Origin of the sequence: Nonomuraea sp. NPDC049758 (genome assembly GCF_040674635.1) — a bacterium.
In the GTDB taxonomy this organism is placed as follows: domain Bacteria; phylum Actinomycetota; class Actinomycetes; order Streptosporangiales; family Streptosporangiaceae; genus Nonomuraea.
Genome location: NZ_JBFAMZ010000016.1, coordinates 91,595 through 105,145 on the forward strand (window position 1 = coordinate 91,595; position 13,551 = coordinate 105,145).

The 13,551-nt window shown below is 72.7% G+C and carries 16 protein-coding genes; 12 read left to right on the forward strand and 4 right to left on the reverse strand.

Features of this window, described 5'->3' with window-relative positions; genetic code table 11:
• Nucleotides 1–11: 11 nt before the first annotated feature.
• On the reverse strand, nt 12–539 hold the full coding sequence (locus tag AB0J46_RS35095) for a hypothetical protein (protein ID WP_364338389.1): 528 nt from the start codon (nt 537–539) through the stop codon (nt 12–14).
• Nucleotides 540–867: 328 nt separating this feature from the next.
• On the opposite strand from AB0J46_RS35095, the gene AB0J46_RS35100 reads away from it, so the two are divergent.
• The 7 genes from AB0J46_RS35100 (at nt 868) to AB0J46_RS35130 (ending at nt 4,918) form a co-directional block, all read left to right on the forward strand.
• Nucleotides 868–1,617 (forward strand): hypothetical protein, encoded by a 750-nt coding sequence (locus AB0J46_RS35100; protein WP_364338390.1) that lies wholly within the window; start codon nt 868–870, stop codon nt 1,615–1,617.
• A gap of 1 nt (nt 1,618) precedes the next feature.
• Entirely contained in the window at nt 1,619–2,128 is a 510-nt protein-coding gene (locus AB0J46_RS35105) for a hypothetical protein (protein WP_364338391.1), read from the forward strand.
• Nucleotides 2,125–2,637: a hypothetical protein gene (locus AB0J46_RS35110; protein ID WP_352328891.1), complete on the forward strand. Its 513-nt coding sequence runs from the start codon at nt 2,125–2,127 to the stop codon at nt 2,635–2,637. The genes AB0J46_RS35105 and AB0J46_RS35110 overlap by 4 nt, the downstream gene beginning before the upstream one ends.
• 9 nt (nt 2,638–2,646) lie before the next feature.
• A complete protein-coding gene (locus AB0J46_RS35115; RefSeq protein ID WP_352328893.1) occupies nt 2,647–2,820 on the forward strand; it encodes a hypothetical protein in 174 nt (57 codons plus the stop codon).
• Nucleotides 2,821–2,898: 78 nt separating this feature from the next.
• On the forward strand, nt 2,899–3,381 hold the full coding sequence (locus AB0J46_RS35120) for a hypothetical protein (RefSeq protein WP_364338392.1): 483 nt from the start codon (nt 2,899–2,901) through the stop codon (nt 3,379–3,381).
• Complete coding sequence (locus AB0J46_RS35125; protein WP_352354637.1) at nt 3,378–3,770, forward strand: MauE/DoxX family redox-associated membrane protein; 393 nt, start codon at nt 3,378–3,380, stop codon at nt 3,768–3,770. The genes AB0J46_RS35120 and AB0J46_RS35125 overlap by 4 nt, the downstream gene beginning before the upstream one ends.
• A 71-nt stretch (nt 3,771–3,841) precedes the next feature.
• On the forward strand, nt 3,842–4,918 hold the full coding sequence (locus AB0J46_RS35130) for a hypothetical protein (RefSeq protein WP_364338394.1): 1,077 nt from the start codon (nt 3,842–3,844) through the stop codon (nt 4,916–4,918).
• Between the two features lie 31 nt (nt 4,919–4,949).
• Here the strand turns inward: AB0J46_RS35130 and selD are convergent, their stop codons facing one another.
• The gene (gene selD, locus AB0J46_RS35135; protein WP_364338395.1) at nt 4,950–5,942 is read right to left on the reverse strand and encodes a selenide, water dikinase SelD; all 993 of its coding nucleotides are present in this window, start codon (nt 5,940–5,942) and stop codon (nt 4,950–4,952) included.
• 127 nt (nt 5,943–6,069) lie between these two features.
• On the opposite strand from selD, the gene selA reads away from it, so the two are divergent.
• Nucleotides 6,070–7,380, forward strand: a complete 1,311-nt coding sequence (gene selA, locus AB0J46_RS35140) for an L-seryl-tRNA(Sec) selenium transferase (RefSeq protein WP_364338396.1) — start codon at nt 6,070–6,072, stop codon at nt 7,378–7,380.
• On the opposite strand, the gene AB0J46_RS35145 is transcribed toward selA, so the two are convergent.
• A complete protein-coding gene (locus AB0J46_RS35145) occupies nt 7,358–8,428 on the reverse strand; it encodes an NAD(P)/FAD-dependent oxidoreductase (protein WP_364338397.1) in 1,071 nt (356 codons plus the stop codon). The genes selA and AB0J46_RS35145 overlap by 23 nt on opposite strands.
• 48 nt (nt 8,429–8,476) lie before the next feature.
• Nucleotides 8,477–9,196: a helix-turn-helix domain-containing protein gene (locus AB0J46_RS35150; RefSeq protein WP_364338398.1), complete on the reverse strand. Its 720-nt coding sequence runs from the start codon at nt 9,194–9,196 to the stop codon at nt 8,477–8,479.
• A 124-nt stretch (nt 9,197–9,320) separates the two neighbouring features.
• Here AB0J46_RS35150 and AB0J46_RS35155 point away from each other — a divergent pair, with 124 nt between their 5' ends.
• From AB0J46_RS35155 to AB0J46_RS35170, 4 genes are all read left to right on the forward strand, one after another.
• Entirely contained in the window at nt 9,321–9,935 is a 615-nt protein-coding gene (locus tag AB0J46_RS35155; protein ID WP_364338399.1) for a fumarylacetoacetate hydrolase family protein, read from the forward strand.
• 59 nt (nt 9,936–9,994) lie between these two features.
• Nucleotides 9,995–10,999, forward strand: a complete 1,005-nt coding sequence (locus tag AB0J46_RS35160; protein WP_364338400.1) for an MBL fold metallo-hydrolase — start codon at nt 9,995–9,997, stop codon at nt 10,997–10,999.
• 86 nt (nt 11,000–11,085) lie between these two features.
• A complete protein-coding gene (locus AB0J46_RS35165; RefSeq protein ID WP_364338401.1) occupies nt 11,086–11,559 on the forward strand; it encodes a DUF6463 family protein in 474 nt (157 codons plus the stop codon).
• A 115-nt stretch (nt 11,560–11,674) separates the two neighbouring features.
• On the forward strand, nt 11,675–12,964 hold the full coding sequence (locus AB0J46_RS35170) for a phosphatase PAP2 family protein (RefSeq protein WP_364338402.1): 1,290 nt from the start codon (nt 11,675–11,677) through the stop codon (nt 12,962–12,964).
• The last annotated feature ends 587 nt before the right edge of the window (nt 12,965–13,551 follow it).

The following is a 13,551-nucleotide window of genomic DNA, read 5'->3' on the forward strand; positions in this document are numbered from 1 at the left end:
GCGTCCGGGCACTACCTGAGCCAGGCGTTGCGGCGGACGATCGGCAGGTTCCCCAGCCCGAGCGTGGCGCCCGCGCCGGTCATGGCCAGGCCGATCAGCACGATCGCGTAGATGATGTGCTCGTCCATGAAGGGGTTGGTGGCCAGCGGAAGCTCGGCCGCCCACATCAGGGTCAGCATGAGCGTGCCGGCGACCGCGGCGATCCGGGTGCCCACGCCCAGCACCAGCGCCAGGCCGATGCCGGCCAGGCCGGCCATGAACAGCCAGTCCACCCACGCCTGTCCGGCCAGGTTCGAGAACAGGCCGCCCAGCGCGTTCTCGCCGGTGCCCTTGAGGAAGCCCGTCGTCGGGCTGCCGCCCGCGATCCACGCCTTGCCCGCCGGGGTGGCGAACCCCCACCCGAACGTCTTGTCCAGGAACGCCCACAGGAAGATCCAGCCGATCGCGATCCGGGCGACGGCCCAGACGTAGTCGACCGGACGGCGTCCGGCGGCGGTGATGTTCGGGTAGGTGACGGGCCTGTCGATCGTGGCGGCCATGACGATCCCCTTTCAGCGATGGTTCGTCGTTCTCTTCCGCGCCTCCATCGCACCGTTTTCCGAGCGCCGCCGGCAGTGCCCTACGACCGTCGGTCGAAGGACCTTGGTCCTCGCCGCCGTCGCTGCGACCCGTCATTGATGACGCCGTAGATGACGAAAATATGGCCATTCACCGACGCCTAAGTGACCGGCCGTAATGGCACCTTTCTCCCGAATTTCTCAGCGGAAAAACGTGTGGATCTTCTGTCTTGACCTGCGTGATGGCGCGTGTAAGGCTTCGAGCCAAATGATCTAGCGCCCGCGATCTGCCACGAAAGGCTGGGGCTTAATGGCGCATTTATCCTCTCTTCGTACCGTAAAGAACTCTCTCCTCCAACTTGAGGTCGAGGACGCCGAGGCCGCCTCACTGGCCTCCTGGGCCGGCCACGTCCGCTACACCCCGAAATACGGGTCGCGGAAGACCACCGCGGAAACCTGGGGGCTCGAACTCGCTCCCCTGTCCTCCCTGACGGCAGGCGTCAACTCGGTCCGCGGACGCGAACGAGAGCGCTTCTCCCTGGCGGGCGGCGAGGTCGTCGTCTACGACTGCGAGGACCCGTCCGACGCCAGGTGGGCCGCCTGGCTCGGCCCCTGGCACATGGCGCACGGGCTCTTCTACACCCCCGAGTGGGAGTCGGCCGACATCGTCGACATGTTCAGCCGCGTGACGTGGCAGGACACCCCAGAGGGCATGATGGCCGACGGCGGCAAGCGGTTCGACGTCTCCATGGAGCTCTACGCGATCTCGATCGCGGGTGTCGGCACCATGACGGTCGAGCCGAAGCAGGCGGGGATCAACCGCATTCCCAAGTGGCGGGGCTACGGGGCGCCCTCGGGCGAGCTGTGGCGGCTGCCCGCGCCCCCGTCCGACTCGGTGGCCCCCTTCCTGCTGGTCACCGACACCGCCATCGTCACGCTGCATCCCTGGAACGCCCCGAGCTACAACAAGGCGGGCGTGGCGGCCCGCTCGGGCGCGGGCACCCCGGAGACCGCGGCCGACTTCCTGAACAAGGTCAAGCGCGTCGAGTGGCGGGCCTGACGTGGAACCGCTGACCGCGGTGGTCATCATCCTGGCCGTCCTGGTCGCTCTGCTGTTCGCGGCGGGGGCCGGGCTCTACCGGCGGGTACGCGAACTGGAACTGGCCACCTACAACGGGGTCGGCGTGCGCTTCGCCGCGGCCGGGTCCGAGGCCCAGGCGAACGGGCTGGGCGTGCCCGGCGCCACGACCATGGTCATCAAGGTCAACCGTCGCTGCCCCATCTGCGACGACGTCCTGCGCGCCGCCACCGGGATGGCGGCCGGCCTGCCCTCGGACCTGTCGTTCACCGTGTTGTCGGACGACCCCGGGTTCGACAAGTCCCTGCCCGGCTCCATCCGGGTGATCAAGGACCCGGCGATCTGGCGCGCGGCGAGCGTGCCCTACAGCCCGGCCCTGCTCGTCGTGGACGAGAACGGCGTCGTGGTGTTCACGGCTCCGGTGGGGTCGGGAGAGGCGCTCACGGAGATCGTCGACCGAGCGGTCGCGAACAGAAAGGGAGTGAAGCTGTGAAGGCCGAGAAGCGGACCTCGATACTCGATCAGATACCCAGCGCCGAGGAGATGCCCGAGCAGGCGTTGCCGACGCGGGTGGGCGCCACGCGCGAAGGCTGGAGCAGGCGGCGCGTGCTCGGCATCGCCACCGGCGCCGCCGTGGCGACCGGGCTCGGCGTCCTCGACCTGCTGCCCTGGTCGAAGCCGCGCGGCGCGACGGCCGCCGCCTACACCGCGTGGGAGACCTGCCACGGCTTCGCCGACGCCGGTTCCGTCTGCGTGCCGTCCTCCGCGCTGTACTCGGGCAACTGCTCCGGCTCCTGGCACCGCAACGACGGCGCGTCCGGCACCTGCTACAACCTCCGCTACACCCACAACCCCTCCAGCTGTGACGGCAACAACGCCTGGAAGTGGTACGGCGGCGGCACCACCAGCACCCGCCGCATGTGCTCCGACGGCTGGTACGAGTACCACGACTGCGGCGGCGGCAACGTCTCCCGCTTCTCCATCTGCCGTACGGCGATCTGACCTGAGTCCATGAGCGACTCCGCCACCAGAAAATCCGTCCGCCTGCTGGTGCCCGGACTGGCACTGATCGCTGCGGCGGAGGCCCTGGTGCTGTGTTCGAGGGTTGCGGGCGCGGACACGAAGGGCTTCACCTGGCTGGTGGCCGCCCTCGTCGCCGGCTTCTCCCTCTCGGGCTCCGTTTGAAGCCTGAACAGCGCCTGGGTGCTGTCCTCGTCGGTCCGGCGGGGTGCTGATGTCGCCGGCTTCATCGCCGGATTGTTCGTGGGAGCGGGCGCCGTCACGTTCGTGCTGGTGGTCGTCGGCTCCGTGCTGCGGGCTCCGTTCCCCGCAGTGGTTCTGCAGATCATGGTCGCCGCGGCTGCGGTGATCTTCCTGCTGCGCGAGCTGGACGTGCTGTCCTTCCCGTTGCTCCAGAACGCGCGGCTCGTGCCGCAGTTCGTCACCAGGATTCCCTTCTGGGGCGCCGTGCAGTTCGGCGCCGAGATGGGCACGGGGATGCGCACGTACTCGCCGACAGGGCTGCCGCACATCATGGCGGTGGCGATCCTGTTCCTGGCGTCCTGGCAGGAGGCGCTCCTGGCGGGCGCCGGCTTCGCGGCGGCGCGGGCGATGATGCTCCTGACCTTCGCCCTCGCGCGGGACCGGATGGAGGCGGACACGGCGTTCTCCTTCACACTGCCGAAGATGAAGGTCCTGTTCGTCGTGCTCGCGGTGCCCGTGGTGGCGATGCTGGTGATCGGATGATCGCCCTCGTCGCCCGCTACGGGCTGGGTCTGGTCCTGGTGCTGGCGGTGCTCGGGAAGGCGCGCAACCTCGGCGCCTTCCGGAGCGGCCTGGCGGCCTTCGGGCTCCATGGACGGGTGGCCCGGGCGGGCGCCTTCACGGTGGTGACCGTGGAGGCGCTCGTCGCCCTCGCCGCCTTCTCCCCCGTCGCCGGCGACGTGCTCGTGGGCGTGGCCGGGACGTGTCTGGGCCTGTCGTTCACGGTGGCGCAGACGTATCTTCTGGTCATGGGCGAGCAGGCGGCTCCCTGCCTGTGCTTCGGCGCCGCGGAGCGGGCCTCGGCCCGCACGTTCGGCCGGGCGGCGCTGGTCCTGCTGATGGGGCTGGCGCTGTGGGGCGCCGCGGTCTGAGAACCGGCCCAACCTTCCGCCGGCCTCGTCGGGTGTTGCAAGTGAGGCGTCCACGACGGAGGGTTGGACCGGTGACCGACGACGGGTTCGGCGAGAAGGTCATGATCGATCGGCTGCGCACGTGGCGGCGGCCCCGCGGGCCGGCGTTCGTCCCGCGCAGGGCGCTGGTCGCCGGGTCGGCCGCCGTCATGGTGGTGGTCGGCGGTCTCGCCGTCTTCCAGGCGCGTTCGCCCGCCGGTCCGGACACCGGCGTGACGGTCGCCTCGCCGCCGCGCACCGTCCGGCCGCCCGCCCAGGCGCCGGCGCTGCCCGTCACCGGCCCGGCCGGGCGGGGCGTCCTGGTGTACACCGCCTGCCAGTCGCAGTGCCCCACCTTCCTGCTGCTCGCCGACGGCCGGCAGTTCCTGCTGGGCGCGCGGACCGTCAGCCCGCCGGGCAACATCACGCTCTCCCCCGACGGGCGCTGGCTCGGGCAACCCGTCAGAGGCGGGTACGAGGTCAGAGACCTGCTGGGCGTCGCGGTCCACCGGCTCGAACCGCCGGCCGGCGGCGGCGCGGACAGCGCGTACAGCCCATGGGCGTGGTCGGCGGACTCCCGGCGGCTGATCGTCGGCTACCACGCCAGCGGGGACGTGCGCTCCTACCGGACGCTGGAGCTCCCGAGCGGCCACGCCCGCGAGCTCGACCTGCCGCCCGGACGTGAGCCGGTCGGCCTGCCGCCGTCGGGCGAGCCGCTCCTCCTCGACACCGGCCGGCACGACAGGCCGCCGCTCGACCGGGTCACGCTGGAGCACGCCGGCACCGGCCGCGCCCTCACCCTGACGTCCGGCGCGGGCGTCCTCAGCGACACCGACCACGGCCTGTCGGTCCAGGTGAGCGGCGAGCGGATCTTCATCCTGGGGTACTCCGGCGACCGGATCACGGTCCTGGAGTTCGACGTCACGGGCCGGCAGGTGGCCCGCCTGCCGCTGCCGGCCGGCAGCTTCCCGGTCGGGCCGGTGGACGGCGGCTTCGCCGTCGTCCAGGTGCCCGAGGACCAGGTCCGTGGGCGGCAGGAGCTGGCGGTGCTCTCCCCGTCGGGCGGCCGGCCGCTGTTCGACGTGCCCGGCCTGGCGGCCGTCGTCCTGCCGGGCGGGGCCCGGCACTAGACGGCCGCGGGGTTCCGCCCGGCGTCGGCGTTCAGGGACGGATGACGACGGTGTGCCCGGTGTGTTCGATCAGCTCGCCGACCACCGGGGCGCCGGGGATCTCCCCGGCGACCAGCAGCCCTCCTGACGTCTGCGCGTCGGCGAGCAGCAGCAGGGTCTCCTCCGGGACGCCGCCGGGGTCGAGATGCGGGGCCACCCAGTCGAGGTTGCGCCGGGAGCCGCCGGGGACGAACCCCTCCTTCACGGCCTGCGCCGCGCCGTCCAGCATCGGCACGGCCGAGGCGTGCAGCACGGCGGTGACGCCGGAGGCGCGCGCCAGCTTGTGCAGGTGGCCCAGCAGGCCGAAGCCGGTGACGTCGGTGGCGCAGCGGATCCCGGCGGCCACGGCCTGGCGCGAGGCGTCGGCGTTCAGCCGGGTCATGGTCTCCACGGCGTGCGGGAACACCTCGCCGGTGTTCTTGTGCCGGTTGTTGAGCACGCCCAGGCCGAGCGGCTTGGTCAGGGACAGCGGCAGGCCGGGGCGGCCGGCGTCGTTGCGCAGCAGGCGGTCGGGGTCGGCGACGCCGGTGACGGCCAGGCCGTACTTGGGTTCGGCGTCCACGACGCTGTGCCCGCCGGCCAGGTGGCAACCCGCCTGGGCGGCCACCTCCGCGCCGCCCCGCAGCACCTCGGCGGCCAGGTCGTAGGGCAGGAGGTCGGAGGGCCAGCACAGGAGGTTGAGCGCGACCACGGGCCGCCCGCCCATGGCGTAGACGTCGGAGAGGGCGTTCGCCGCGGCGATGCGGCCCCAGTCGTAGGGGTCGTCGACCACCGGGGTGAAGAAGTCGGCCGTGCTGATGAGCACGGATCCGTCCTGGGTGCGGACCACGGCGGCGTCGTCGCCGGATTCCAGCCCCACCACGAGCTCCGCCTCGGGATCTCGGGGGAACGGCATGCGTGCGTTGCCGAGCAGCGATTCCAGGTCCGCCGCGGGGATCTTGCAGGCGCAGCCGCCGCCTTGGGCGTACTGCGTGAGCCTCTTCATGATCACACCTTAGGGCGACCACGGCCATCATGATCGCTTTTCTGGCGGTTGATCATATGATGCCTGATCGGCCCCGGTACGAGACCTGGAGACATCGTGCTTCTCACGCCGAACGGACGTCCCTAGCATGACCGACCATCGTCGATCCATCCCGCGGACGGACACGCTGCTCGCCGACCCCCGGCTGGTCGAGGCCCGGCGGCGGTTCGGCCACGCCCAGGTCAAGGCCGTGATCGTCGCGGCGCAACGGCGGGCCAGACAGGGAGAGCTCGCGCCGGAGGACGTCCTGACCGCGGCGCTGGCGGCCCTGCCCGCCTCCGCCGCCGGCCTGCGGCCGGTGATCAACGCCACCGGCGTGCTGCTGCACACCAATCTGGGCCGCGCCCCGCTGTCGGACGCCGCCCGCCAGGCGGTGGAGCTGGCCGCCGGGGTCACCGACGTCGAGCTCGACCTCGACACGGGCGACCGGGGCAGACGGGGACGTACGGCGCTGGCCGCCCTGGCCGCCGCGGTGCCCGCGGCCGAGGCGGTCCACGTCGTGAACAACAACGCGGCGGCGCTCGTGCTGGCGGCCACCGCGCTGGCGGCGGGCGGCGAGATCGTGGTCAGCCGGGGGGAGCTGATCGAGATCGGGGACGGCTTCCGCCTTCCCGACCTGCTCGTCTCCACGGGGGCCCGGCTGCGCGAGGTCGGCATGACCAACCGCACCGCCCTGGCGGACTACGCCGACGCGATCGGGCCGCGGACGGGCCTGGTGCTGAAGGTGCACCCGTCCAACTACCGGATCGAGGGGTTCACGGCCGACGTCCCGGTGTCGCGGCTGGCCGCGTTGTGCCGCGAGCGGGGTGTCCCCCTCGTCGCGGACGCGGGCTCGGGACTGCTGGCCCACGAGCCGCTGCTGCCCCGCGAGCCCGACGTCACGAGCTGGCTGACCGAGGGCGCGGACCTCGTCACCACCAGCGGGGACAAACTGCTCGGCGGCCCTCAATGCGGGCTGCTGTTCGGCCGCGCCGACCTCGTGGACCGGCTGCGCCGCCATCCCCTCGCCCGCGCGCTGCGGGTGGACAAGATCACGCTGGCGGCGCTGGAGGCCACGGTCGCGGGCCCGCCGACGCCGACCTGGGAGAGCCTGCACGCCGATCACGTCACGCTGCGCTCCCGCGCCGAGGACCTGGCGGCCCGGCTGCGCGACAAGGGGATCGACGCCGAGGCCGTCGACAGCCGGAGCGTGGTCGGCGGCGGGGGCGCGCCCGGGGTGTCCCTGCCGAGCGCCGCCGTCGCGCTGGACCGGCGGGCGGCCGCCGCGCTGCGCCGGGCGCAGCCGCCCGTGCTCGCCCGGGTGGAGAACGGCCGCTGCCTGCTCGACCTGCGCGCGGTGCCGTCCGGCCACGACGGGACGCTGCTGGCCGCCGTCCTCACCGCGTGGCCGGAGGGCTGACCGGGCCCGCCGTGGACGACCGCGGCGGCGCCGCGCCCGGGTAGCTCCGTGCCACCAGGGCCGCGTCGTGCCCCACCCAGCCGAGCAGGGCGGAGCCGCGGTTGCGCTGGAAGGGCAGGCCGACGTACGTCAGGCCGGGCACCGGGCTGATGCCGCCGGTGTGCAGCGGCACGCCGCCGGCCAGCGCGCCGGGCACCCGCAGCCAGCCGTAGTCGGGCCGGTAGCCGGTCGCCCAGATCACGACGGACGGCGTGACGGTCTGCCCGCCGGCCGTCCGCAGCCGGCCGTTGTCGGCGGAGACGACTCTGTCGACGACGCGGACGCCCAGGCGGCGCAGCTGCCCGGGGCCGATGCCGATCAGCGGGTCGCGCTCGCGGACGAAGCGGCCGAACCGCCCGCCGACCGGGGCCGTGACCACCCCGAGGGCCCGCAGCCAGGCGAAGACGTCGCGGCCGAGGACACGCTGGGGCAGCACCGGCTGACGCTTGCCGACCGCGAGCGTGACCTGCCGGTCCCGGCTCAGCTCGGCGGCGATCTGCAGGCCGGAGTTGCCGCCGCCGACCACGAGCACGGGCCCGTCGGGCAGGAGGCCCGGGTTGCGGTAGCCGGCACTGTGCAGGGCGACGACGTCCGGCCCGAGCGGCAGGCCGGGGACGTGCGGCCGCTGGAAGGGGCCCGTCGCGACCACGACGCCGTCGGCGGTCAGGACGTCCCGGTCGATGACCGCCTCGAACCTCCCGTCCGCGGCGCGGCGCAGTCGTGAGACGGAGGCGCCGAGCCGGACGGGCAGCTCGAAGTGCGCCGCGTAGTCCTCCAGGTAGCCGGCCACCTCGTCCTTGCCGGGGTGGCGGTCGCCGTCGCTGGGCAGCGGGAGGCCGGGGAGCGAGCTGAGCCGGGCGGGGGTGAACAGGCGCAGGGAGTCCCAGCGCCGCCGCCAGGACTCTCCCACGCGGGAATGGGCCTCAAGGAGGAGCACGTCGTGCCCGGCCAGGCGCAGTTCCCGGCCTGCGGCGAGCCCAGCCTGGCCGGCGCCGATGATGATGATCACATGGACCAGCCTGGCGTGGCCGGGGCCCGGCGGGCTTGAACGAACCTGCTAACCCTCCAGCCAGCGCACCCCCGTGGCCAGCGCCGAGGGCGCGTCGCCCATCATGCGGCGCACGGTCCGGGTCAGGTGGGCGGCGTCGGAGAAGCCGGCCGCGTGCGCGGCGGCGGTCAGCGTGGCTCCCCGCGACAGCGAGGAGAGCGCGACCCGCAGCCTCATCCACAACACGTACGGCCGGAACGGCAGGCCCGCCTCCTGCCGGAACAGGTGGGCCAGCCTGCTCTCCGACAGGTGCACGGCGCCGGCCACCGTGGCGAGCCGCACCTGCGCGGGCAGGGCCGCCTCGACCAGCCGCATCGCGTGCGCCAGAGCGGGGTGGAGGGGTGGCGGCGGCACCGTGCCCGTCAGCTCGTCGGCCAGGGCGGCCAGGCCGGGCAGGTCACGACGGGCCGGCGGGCGCACGTCGAGGCCCCACGAGGCGGCCGGACCGGCGGCCTGTCCGCGGGACGGCCGCCCGGCCCGGGCGGGGTCGATCAGGACGAGCAGGGCGTCGTCGGCGCCGCGCACGATCTCGTGCGGGGTGTCGGCCGGGATGAGCGCGGCCGGCACCTCGTGCGCCGGCCCGGTGCCGCCGCGCAGGACCAGGCCGTCGCCGATCAGGAGTTGCACCGCGTGGTGGGCGTGCAGGCCGCCCGCGCCGACGTGCCCGGCGTAGTAGAGGCGGCCGGGCGTGATCGCCGCCCACCCCCGCCGCGGGCTCGGCGCGTTCACAGGCCGCCATGGTGATCGATCGCCATATGGCGATGATGCCATGCGATCCGCTATGCCCGATGACCGAGCGAATGTCGCTCGATATAGCCTGTGTCAGTCAACATAGACACGAAGGAGCTCCCCCATGCGTTGGGTGACCTACGCGACCGGCACCGGCGACCGCGTCGGCGTGCTCGGCGAGGACCTGATCCACCCCGTCGCGCCCGGTGTCCGGCTGCTCGACCTCCTCGGCGGCGGCGCCGAGGCGCTGCGCGCGACGGGCGAGCAGGCGCTCGCGTCGTCGGCGGAGACGGTTCCGCTGGCCCAGGCGAGGCTGCGGGCGCCCGTCCCGCGCCCGCCCTCGATCCGCGACTGCCTGTGCTTCCTCGACCACATGCGCAACTGCCGGCAGGCCGCCGGTCAGCCGCGCACCCTGCCGGACGCCTGGTACCAGGTCCCGGCCTTCTACTTCGCCTGCCCCTCGACGGTCGTCGGCCCGTACGACGACGTGACGATCTCGCCGGGCAGCGCCTGGTTCGACTTCGAGCTGGAGATCGCCGCGGTCATCGGCCCGGGCGGCCGGGACCTCACGCCGGAGGAGGCCGAGGAGCACATCATCGGCTACACCGTCTACAACGACTGGTCGGCGCGGGACCTGCAACTGCGCGAGTCCCCGCTGGCGATCGGCCAGGCCAAGGGCAAGGACGGCGCGACCACGCGTTCCCCGGCTGGCTGGGGGACGGCGACGTCGTCGAGCTGACGGTCGAGGGGCTGGGCCGGACCCGCCAGACCGTCCGGGCGCCCGCCAGGCCGTACCCGTTGACGCCGCGGCACGACCCCGACCGCCGCCCGCCGCGCCCGCGCGTCAACGGCGCCCGGTCCAGGCTGCCCTACACCCGCGGCCTGCACGAGGTCGGCGCGGGCGTGTGGGCCTGGCTGCTGCCCGACGGCGGGTACGGCCTGAGCAACGCCGGGCTCGTCACCGGCGAGGGCGCGTCCCTGCGGGTGGACACGCTGTTCGACCTGCCGCTGACCGCCGAGATGCTGGACGCCGTGCGGGAGATCACGGACCGGCATCCGCTGACCCACGCCGCCATCACGCACTCCAACGGCGACCACTGCCACGGCACCCAGCTGCTGGGCGAGCACGTCGACATCGTCTCCGCGGCGGCCACCCGCGCCGAGATGCGGCACGAGATGCGGCCCGACCTGCTGACCGCCGCCCAGGTGATGGACATCGGCCCGGCGACGCCCTACTTCCGCGAACGCTTCGGCGCCTTCGACTTCAGCGGCATCCGCCTGCGGCTGCCCACCCGGACGTACGACCGGGAGCTCACCCTCGACATCGGCGGCCGCGAGGTGCGCCTGATGGACCTCGGCCCCGCCCACACCAGCGCCGACAACGTCGTGCACGTGCCGGACGCGGGCGTGCTCTTCGCGGGCGACCTGCTGTTCGTCGGCTGCACGCCGATCGTGTGGAGCGGCCCGATCGCCAACTGGATCGACGCCTGCGACAGGATGCTCGCCACCGGCGCCCACACGATCGTCCCCGGCCACGGCCCGGTCACCGACCTCGACGGGATCCGCGCGGTGCGCGGCTACCTCGCCCACGTGGTCGGCCAGGCGGACGCCGCCCACGCCCGCGGCCTGTCCTTCCCCGAGGCGGTCGGCGCGGTGGACCTGGACGAGTACGCCACCTGGCTGGACGCCGAGCGGATCGTGGTCAACCTGCACCGCCGCTACCGCGAGCTCGACCCCGCCGCCACACCTCCGCTGGACCAGATGACGCTGATGGCCATGATGGCCGAGAGGGCGCTCGCATGAGGCTGCCGGAGACCGCCCCGGGAGAGGGAGCGGCCTCCCCCTCGCGAGGGAGCACATCGGACGGCTCCCGGGAAAGGCTGGCAGGCATGAGCACCTCCTCCCCGCTCGCGACGGCCACACCGCCGAACCGGCTCACCATCTGGGCCGGGCGAGCCATGATCTTCATCGCCCTGGCGCACACCGCTATGTTCGTCCCCCTCGCTCCCTGGGCGAGCTGGCTCGCGGGAGACCTGCGCAACGGCAGCGCGGACGGCGACTCACAGGCGGTCTTCTGGGCGCTGCCCGGCGGGTTCGTCGTGGTGCTGGCGCTGCTGGGCCTGCTGGTGGCGCGGGCGGGGCGCCAGGGGCAGCAGGTTCCCGGATATGTCGGCTGGGCGATCCTCGCCTGGGGGGCCATAGGCGTCGGCCTGATCGGAATGAGCGGTTTCATTACCGCGATCGTCCCTTCCGGGCTGCTCATCGCGGCGAACGTCATCGCCGTGCGGGAAAACCGCGACCGGCGTGCCGTCCGCGGCGGCCATGACCGTCCCGGCGGCATCACCCGACGTCAGACCCCCTGAGAGAGCGCGATGCCCCGCTCCCGTTCCGGCGGGCCCGTTTTTCGGACGTGTCGTTATCGGGTTTTCGCCTAATTGGCCGCTTAACGGCCTTGAGGCGACATAGTAATTTTCTCAAATGCCTCAATCACGTGGTAGGCGACGGCCGGTCATCGCACGATGGCTGGCCGTCCTCGTCATCGCCGCCGTCATCCCGGCGGGACCGGGCTCAGCAACCGCGTACGCGTCGGGCTCACAACCGCCCGAGAACGCCGTCGTCGTCTGGGACCGCAACGCCCAGACCGCCATCTGGGACGTCGCCGGCCAGCAGCCGCAGGTCCAGGCGCGCAGCTTCGCCATGGTGCACGGAGCCGTCTACGACGCGGTGAACGCGATCGCCGGCACCCCCTACCAGCCGTACCTGACCGCGCCCCGGGCCGACGGCGGGGAGTCGACGGAGGCCGCCGTCGCCACCGCGGCCTTCCGCGTGCTCAACAAGCTCTTCCCCGCCCAGCAGGCCCGGCTGACGACCCAGTACGACGAATACCTCGCCACGATCGCCGACGGCGGCGCGAAACGACGCGGCGTCGCCGTGGGCGAGCAGGCGGCGGCCGCGATGATCGCCGCCAGGGAGAACGACGGCGCGTTCGGCGACCAGACCTGGCCGATCGGCACCCAGCCCGGCCAGTGGCGGCCGACGCCGCCCACGAACGCCTCGGACGGGGCCTGGGTCGGCGACCTCAAGCCGTTCCTCATCCCCAGCGCGTCGATGTTCCGCACCTCGGGCCCGCCCGCGCTGACCAGCTCCCGCTACGCCAAGGACGTCAACGAGCTGAAGCGGATCGGCGGGGCGGATAGCACGGTCAGGACGCAGGACCAGACGCAGGCCGCGATCTGGTGGCACGACCGGCACCTGGCCGAATGGGAGATCAAACGCCAGCTCGCCACGACGCGGCAGCTGAACCCGCTCCAGGCGGCCCGCATGTTCGCCATGGTCGACCTGGCCGAGGCCGACGCCACGACCGCCTGCTACAACGAGAAGGCGGCGTGGGCCTTCTGGCGGCCGGTGACGGCGATCCGCCTGGCCGACACCGACGGCAACCCCCGCACCACGGCCGACCCGGACTGGACGCCGCTGCTCGTCACCCCGCCGCACCCCGACTACACCTCCGGGCACACGTGCTTCACGGCGGCCAGCATGTCGGCGCTGACGCACTTCTTCGGCAGGGACGACATCCCCTTCAGCGGCTACAGCTCCGACTCGGGCACCACCAGGAGCTTCCGTGGCTTCTCCCACGCCCTGGCCGAGGTCATCGAGGCCCGCGTGTGGGGCGGCATCCACACGCGCACGGCGGACGTGCAGGGCGCGAAGATCGGCGCCCAGGTCACCGCCTACATGGTGAGGCACTACTTCCGGCCGAAGCGGTGAGGCCGGGCGACGCGCCCGCCCTCCGCTGAGACCGGAATCGCAGTGATCTCGAGACCTCCCCGTGCTCGTCGCGCACGGGGAGGTCTTCCTGATCCCGGGCCTGACAGGACGGGGGCCGACGGCTGTCAGCACCCCGCGAGGCCACTGCCAGCGGGATGACCGCCGATCTGACCGATATGGAGAATCGGACCCGACTCAATCAGTCAATAGGGACAGGGACCCCTCCAAACGACAGGACCGAAACCCTAATTACGGGCATTCCATAGAGGGACAAGATCATCACGCAGGGTGGCAGAACCCCAGAACGCGAGGGCAGGCAGAGATCATCCGCCCAGCCGGGGAGGACCACCGCCCGTAGACGCACCCACCGGAAGCGGGTTTTGTCGATGCCCGAAACCAGCATTCCATCATTGGTTTAAATTTCATCCCTTGACTGACTTTCGGACAAAATAATAGGAATGGCGTGGCTTCAGCCGTGAGCCGCCCCTCGCCAGGTCGAACCCTGACGAGCGGCCCATCTTTCCTGCTGCCCGCGCGACGACCTCGCCCGGCGCGGCAGACCTGCCGGAGGGTGACTTCGCGTCGCG

Coding starts and splice junctions, on each gene's coding strand:
- selA (WP_364338396.1), top strand. CDS start 6,070: ATGACCGACCATCGTCGATCCATCCCGCGGACGGACACGCTGCTCGCC.
- AB0J46_RS35155 (WP_364338399.1), top strand. CDS start 9,321: ATGCGTTGGGTGACCTACGCGACCGGCACCGGCGACCGCGTCGGCGTG.
- AB0J46_RS35125 (WP_352354637.1), top strand. CDS start 3,378: ATGATCGCCCTCGTCGCCCGCTACGGGCTGGGTCTGGTCCTGGTGCTG.
- AB0J46_RS35100 (WP_364338390.1), top strand. CDS start 868: ATGGCGCATTTATCCTCTCTTCGTACCGTAAAGAACTCTCTCCTCCAA.
- AB0J46_RS35115 (WP_352328893.1), top strand. CDS start 2,647: ATGAGCGACTCCGCCACCAGAAAATCCGTCCGCCTGCTGGTGCCCGGA.
- selD (WP_364338395.1), bottom strand. CDS start 5,942: ATGAAGAGGCTCACGCAGTACGCCCAAGGCGGCGGCTGCGCCTGCAAG.
- AB0J46_RS35165 (WP_364338401.1), top strand. CDS start 11,086: ATGAGCACCTCCTCCCCGCTCGCGACGGCCACACCGCCGAACCGGCTC.
- AB0J46_RS35170 (WP_364338402.1), top strand. CDS start 11,675: ATGCCTCAATCACGTGGTAGGCGACGGCCGGTCATCGCACGATGGCTG.
- AB0J46_RS35095 (WP_364338389.1), bottom strand. CDS start 539: ATGGCCGCCACGATCGACAGGCCCGTCACCTACCCGAACATCACCGCC.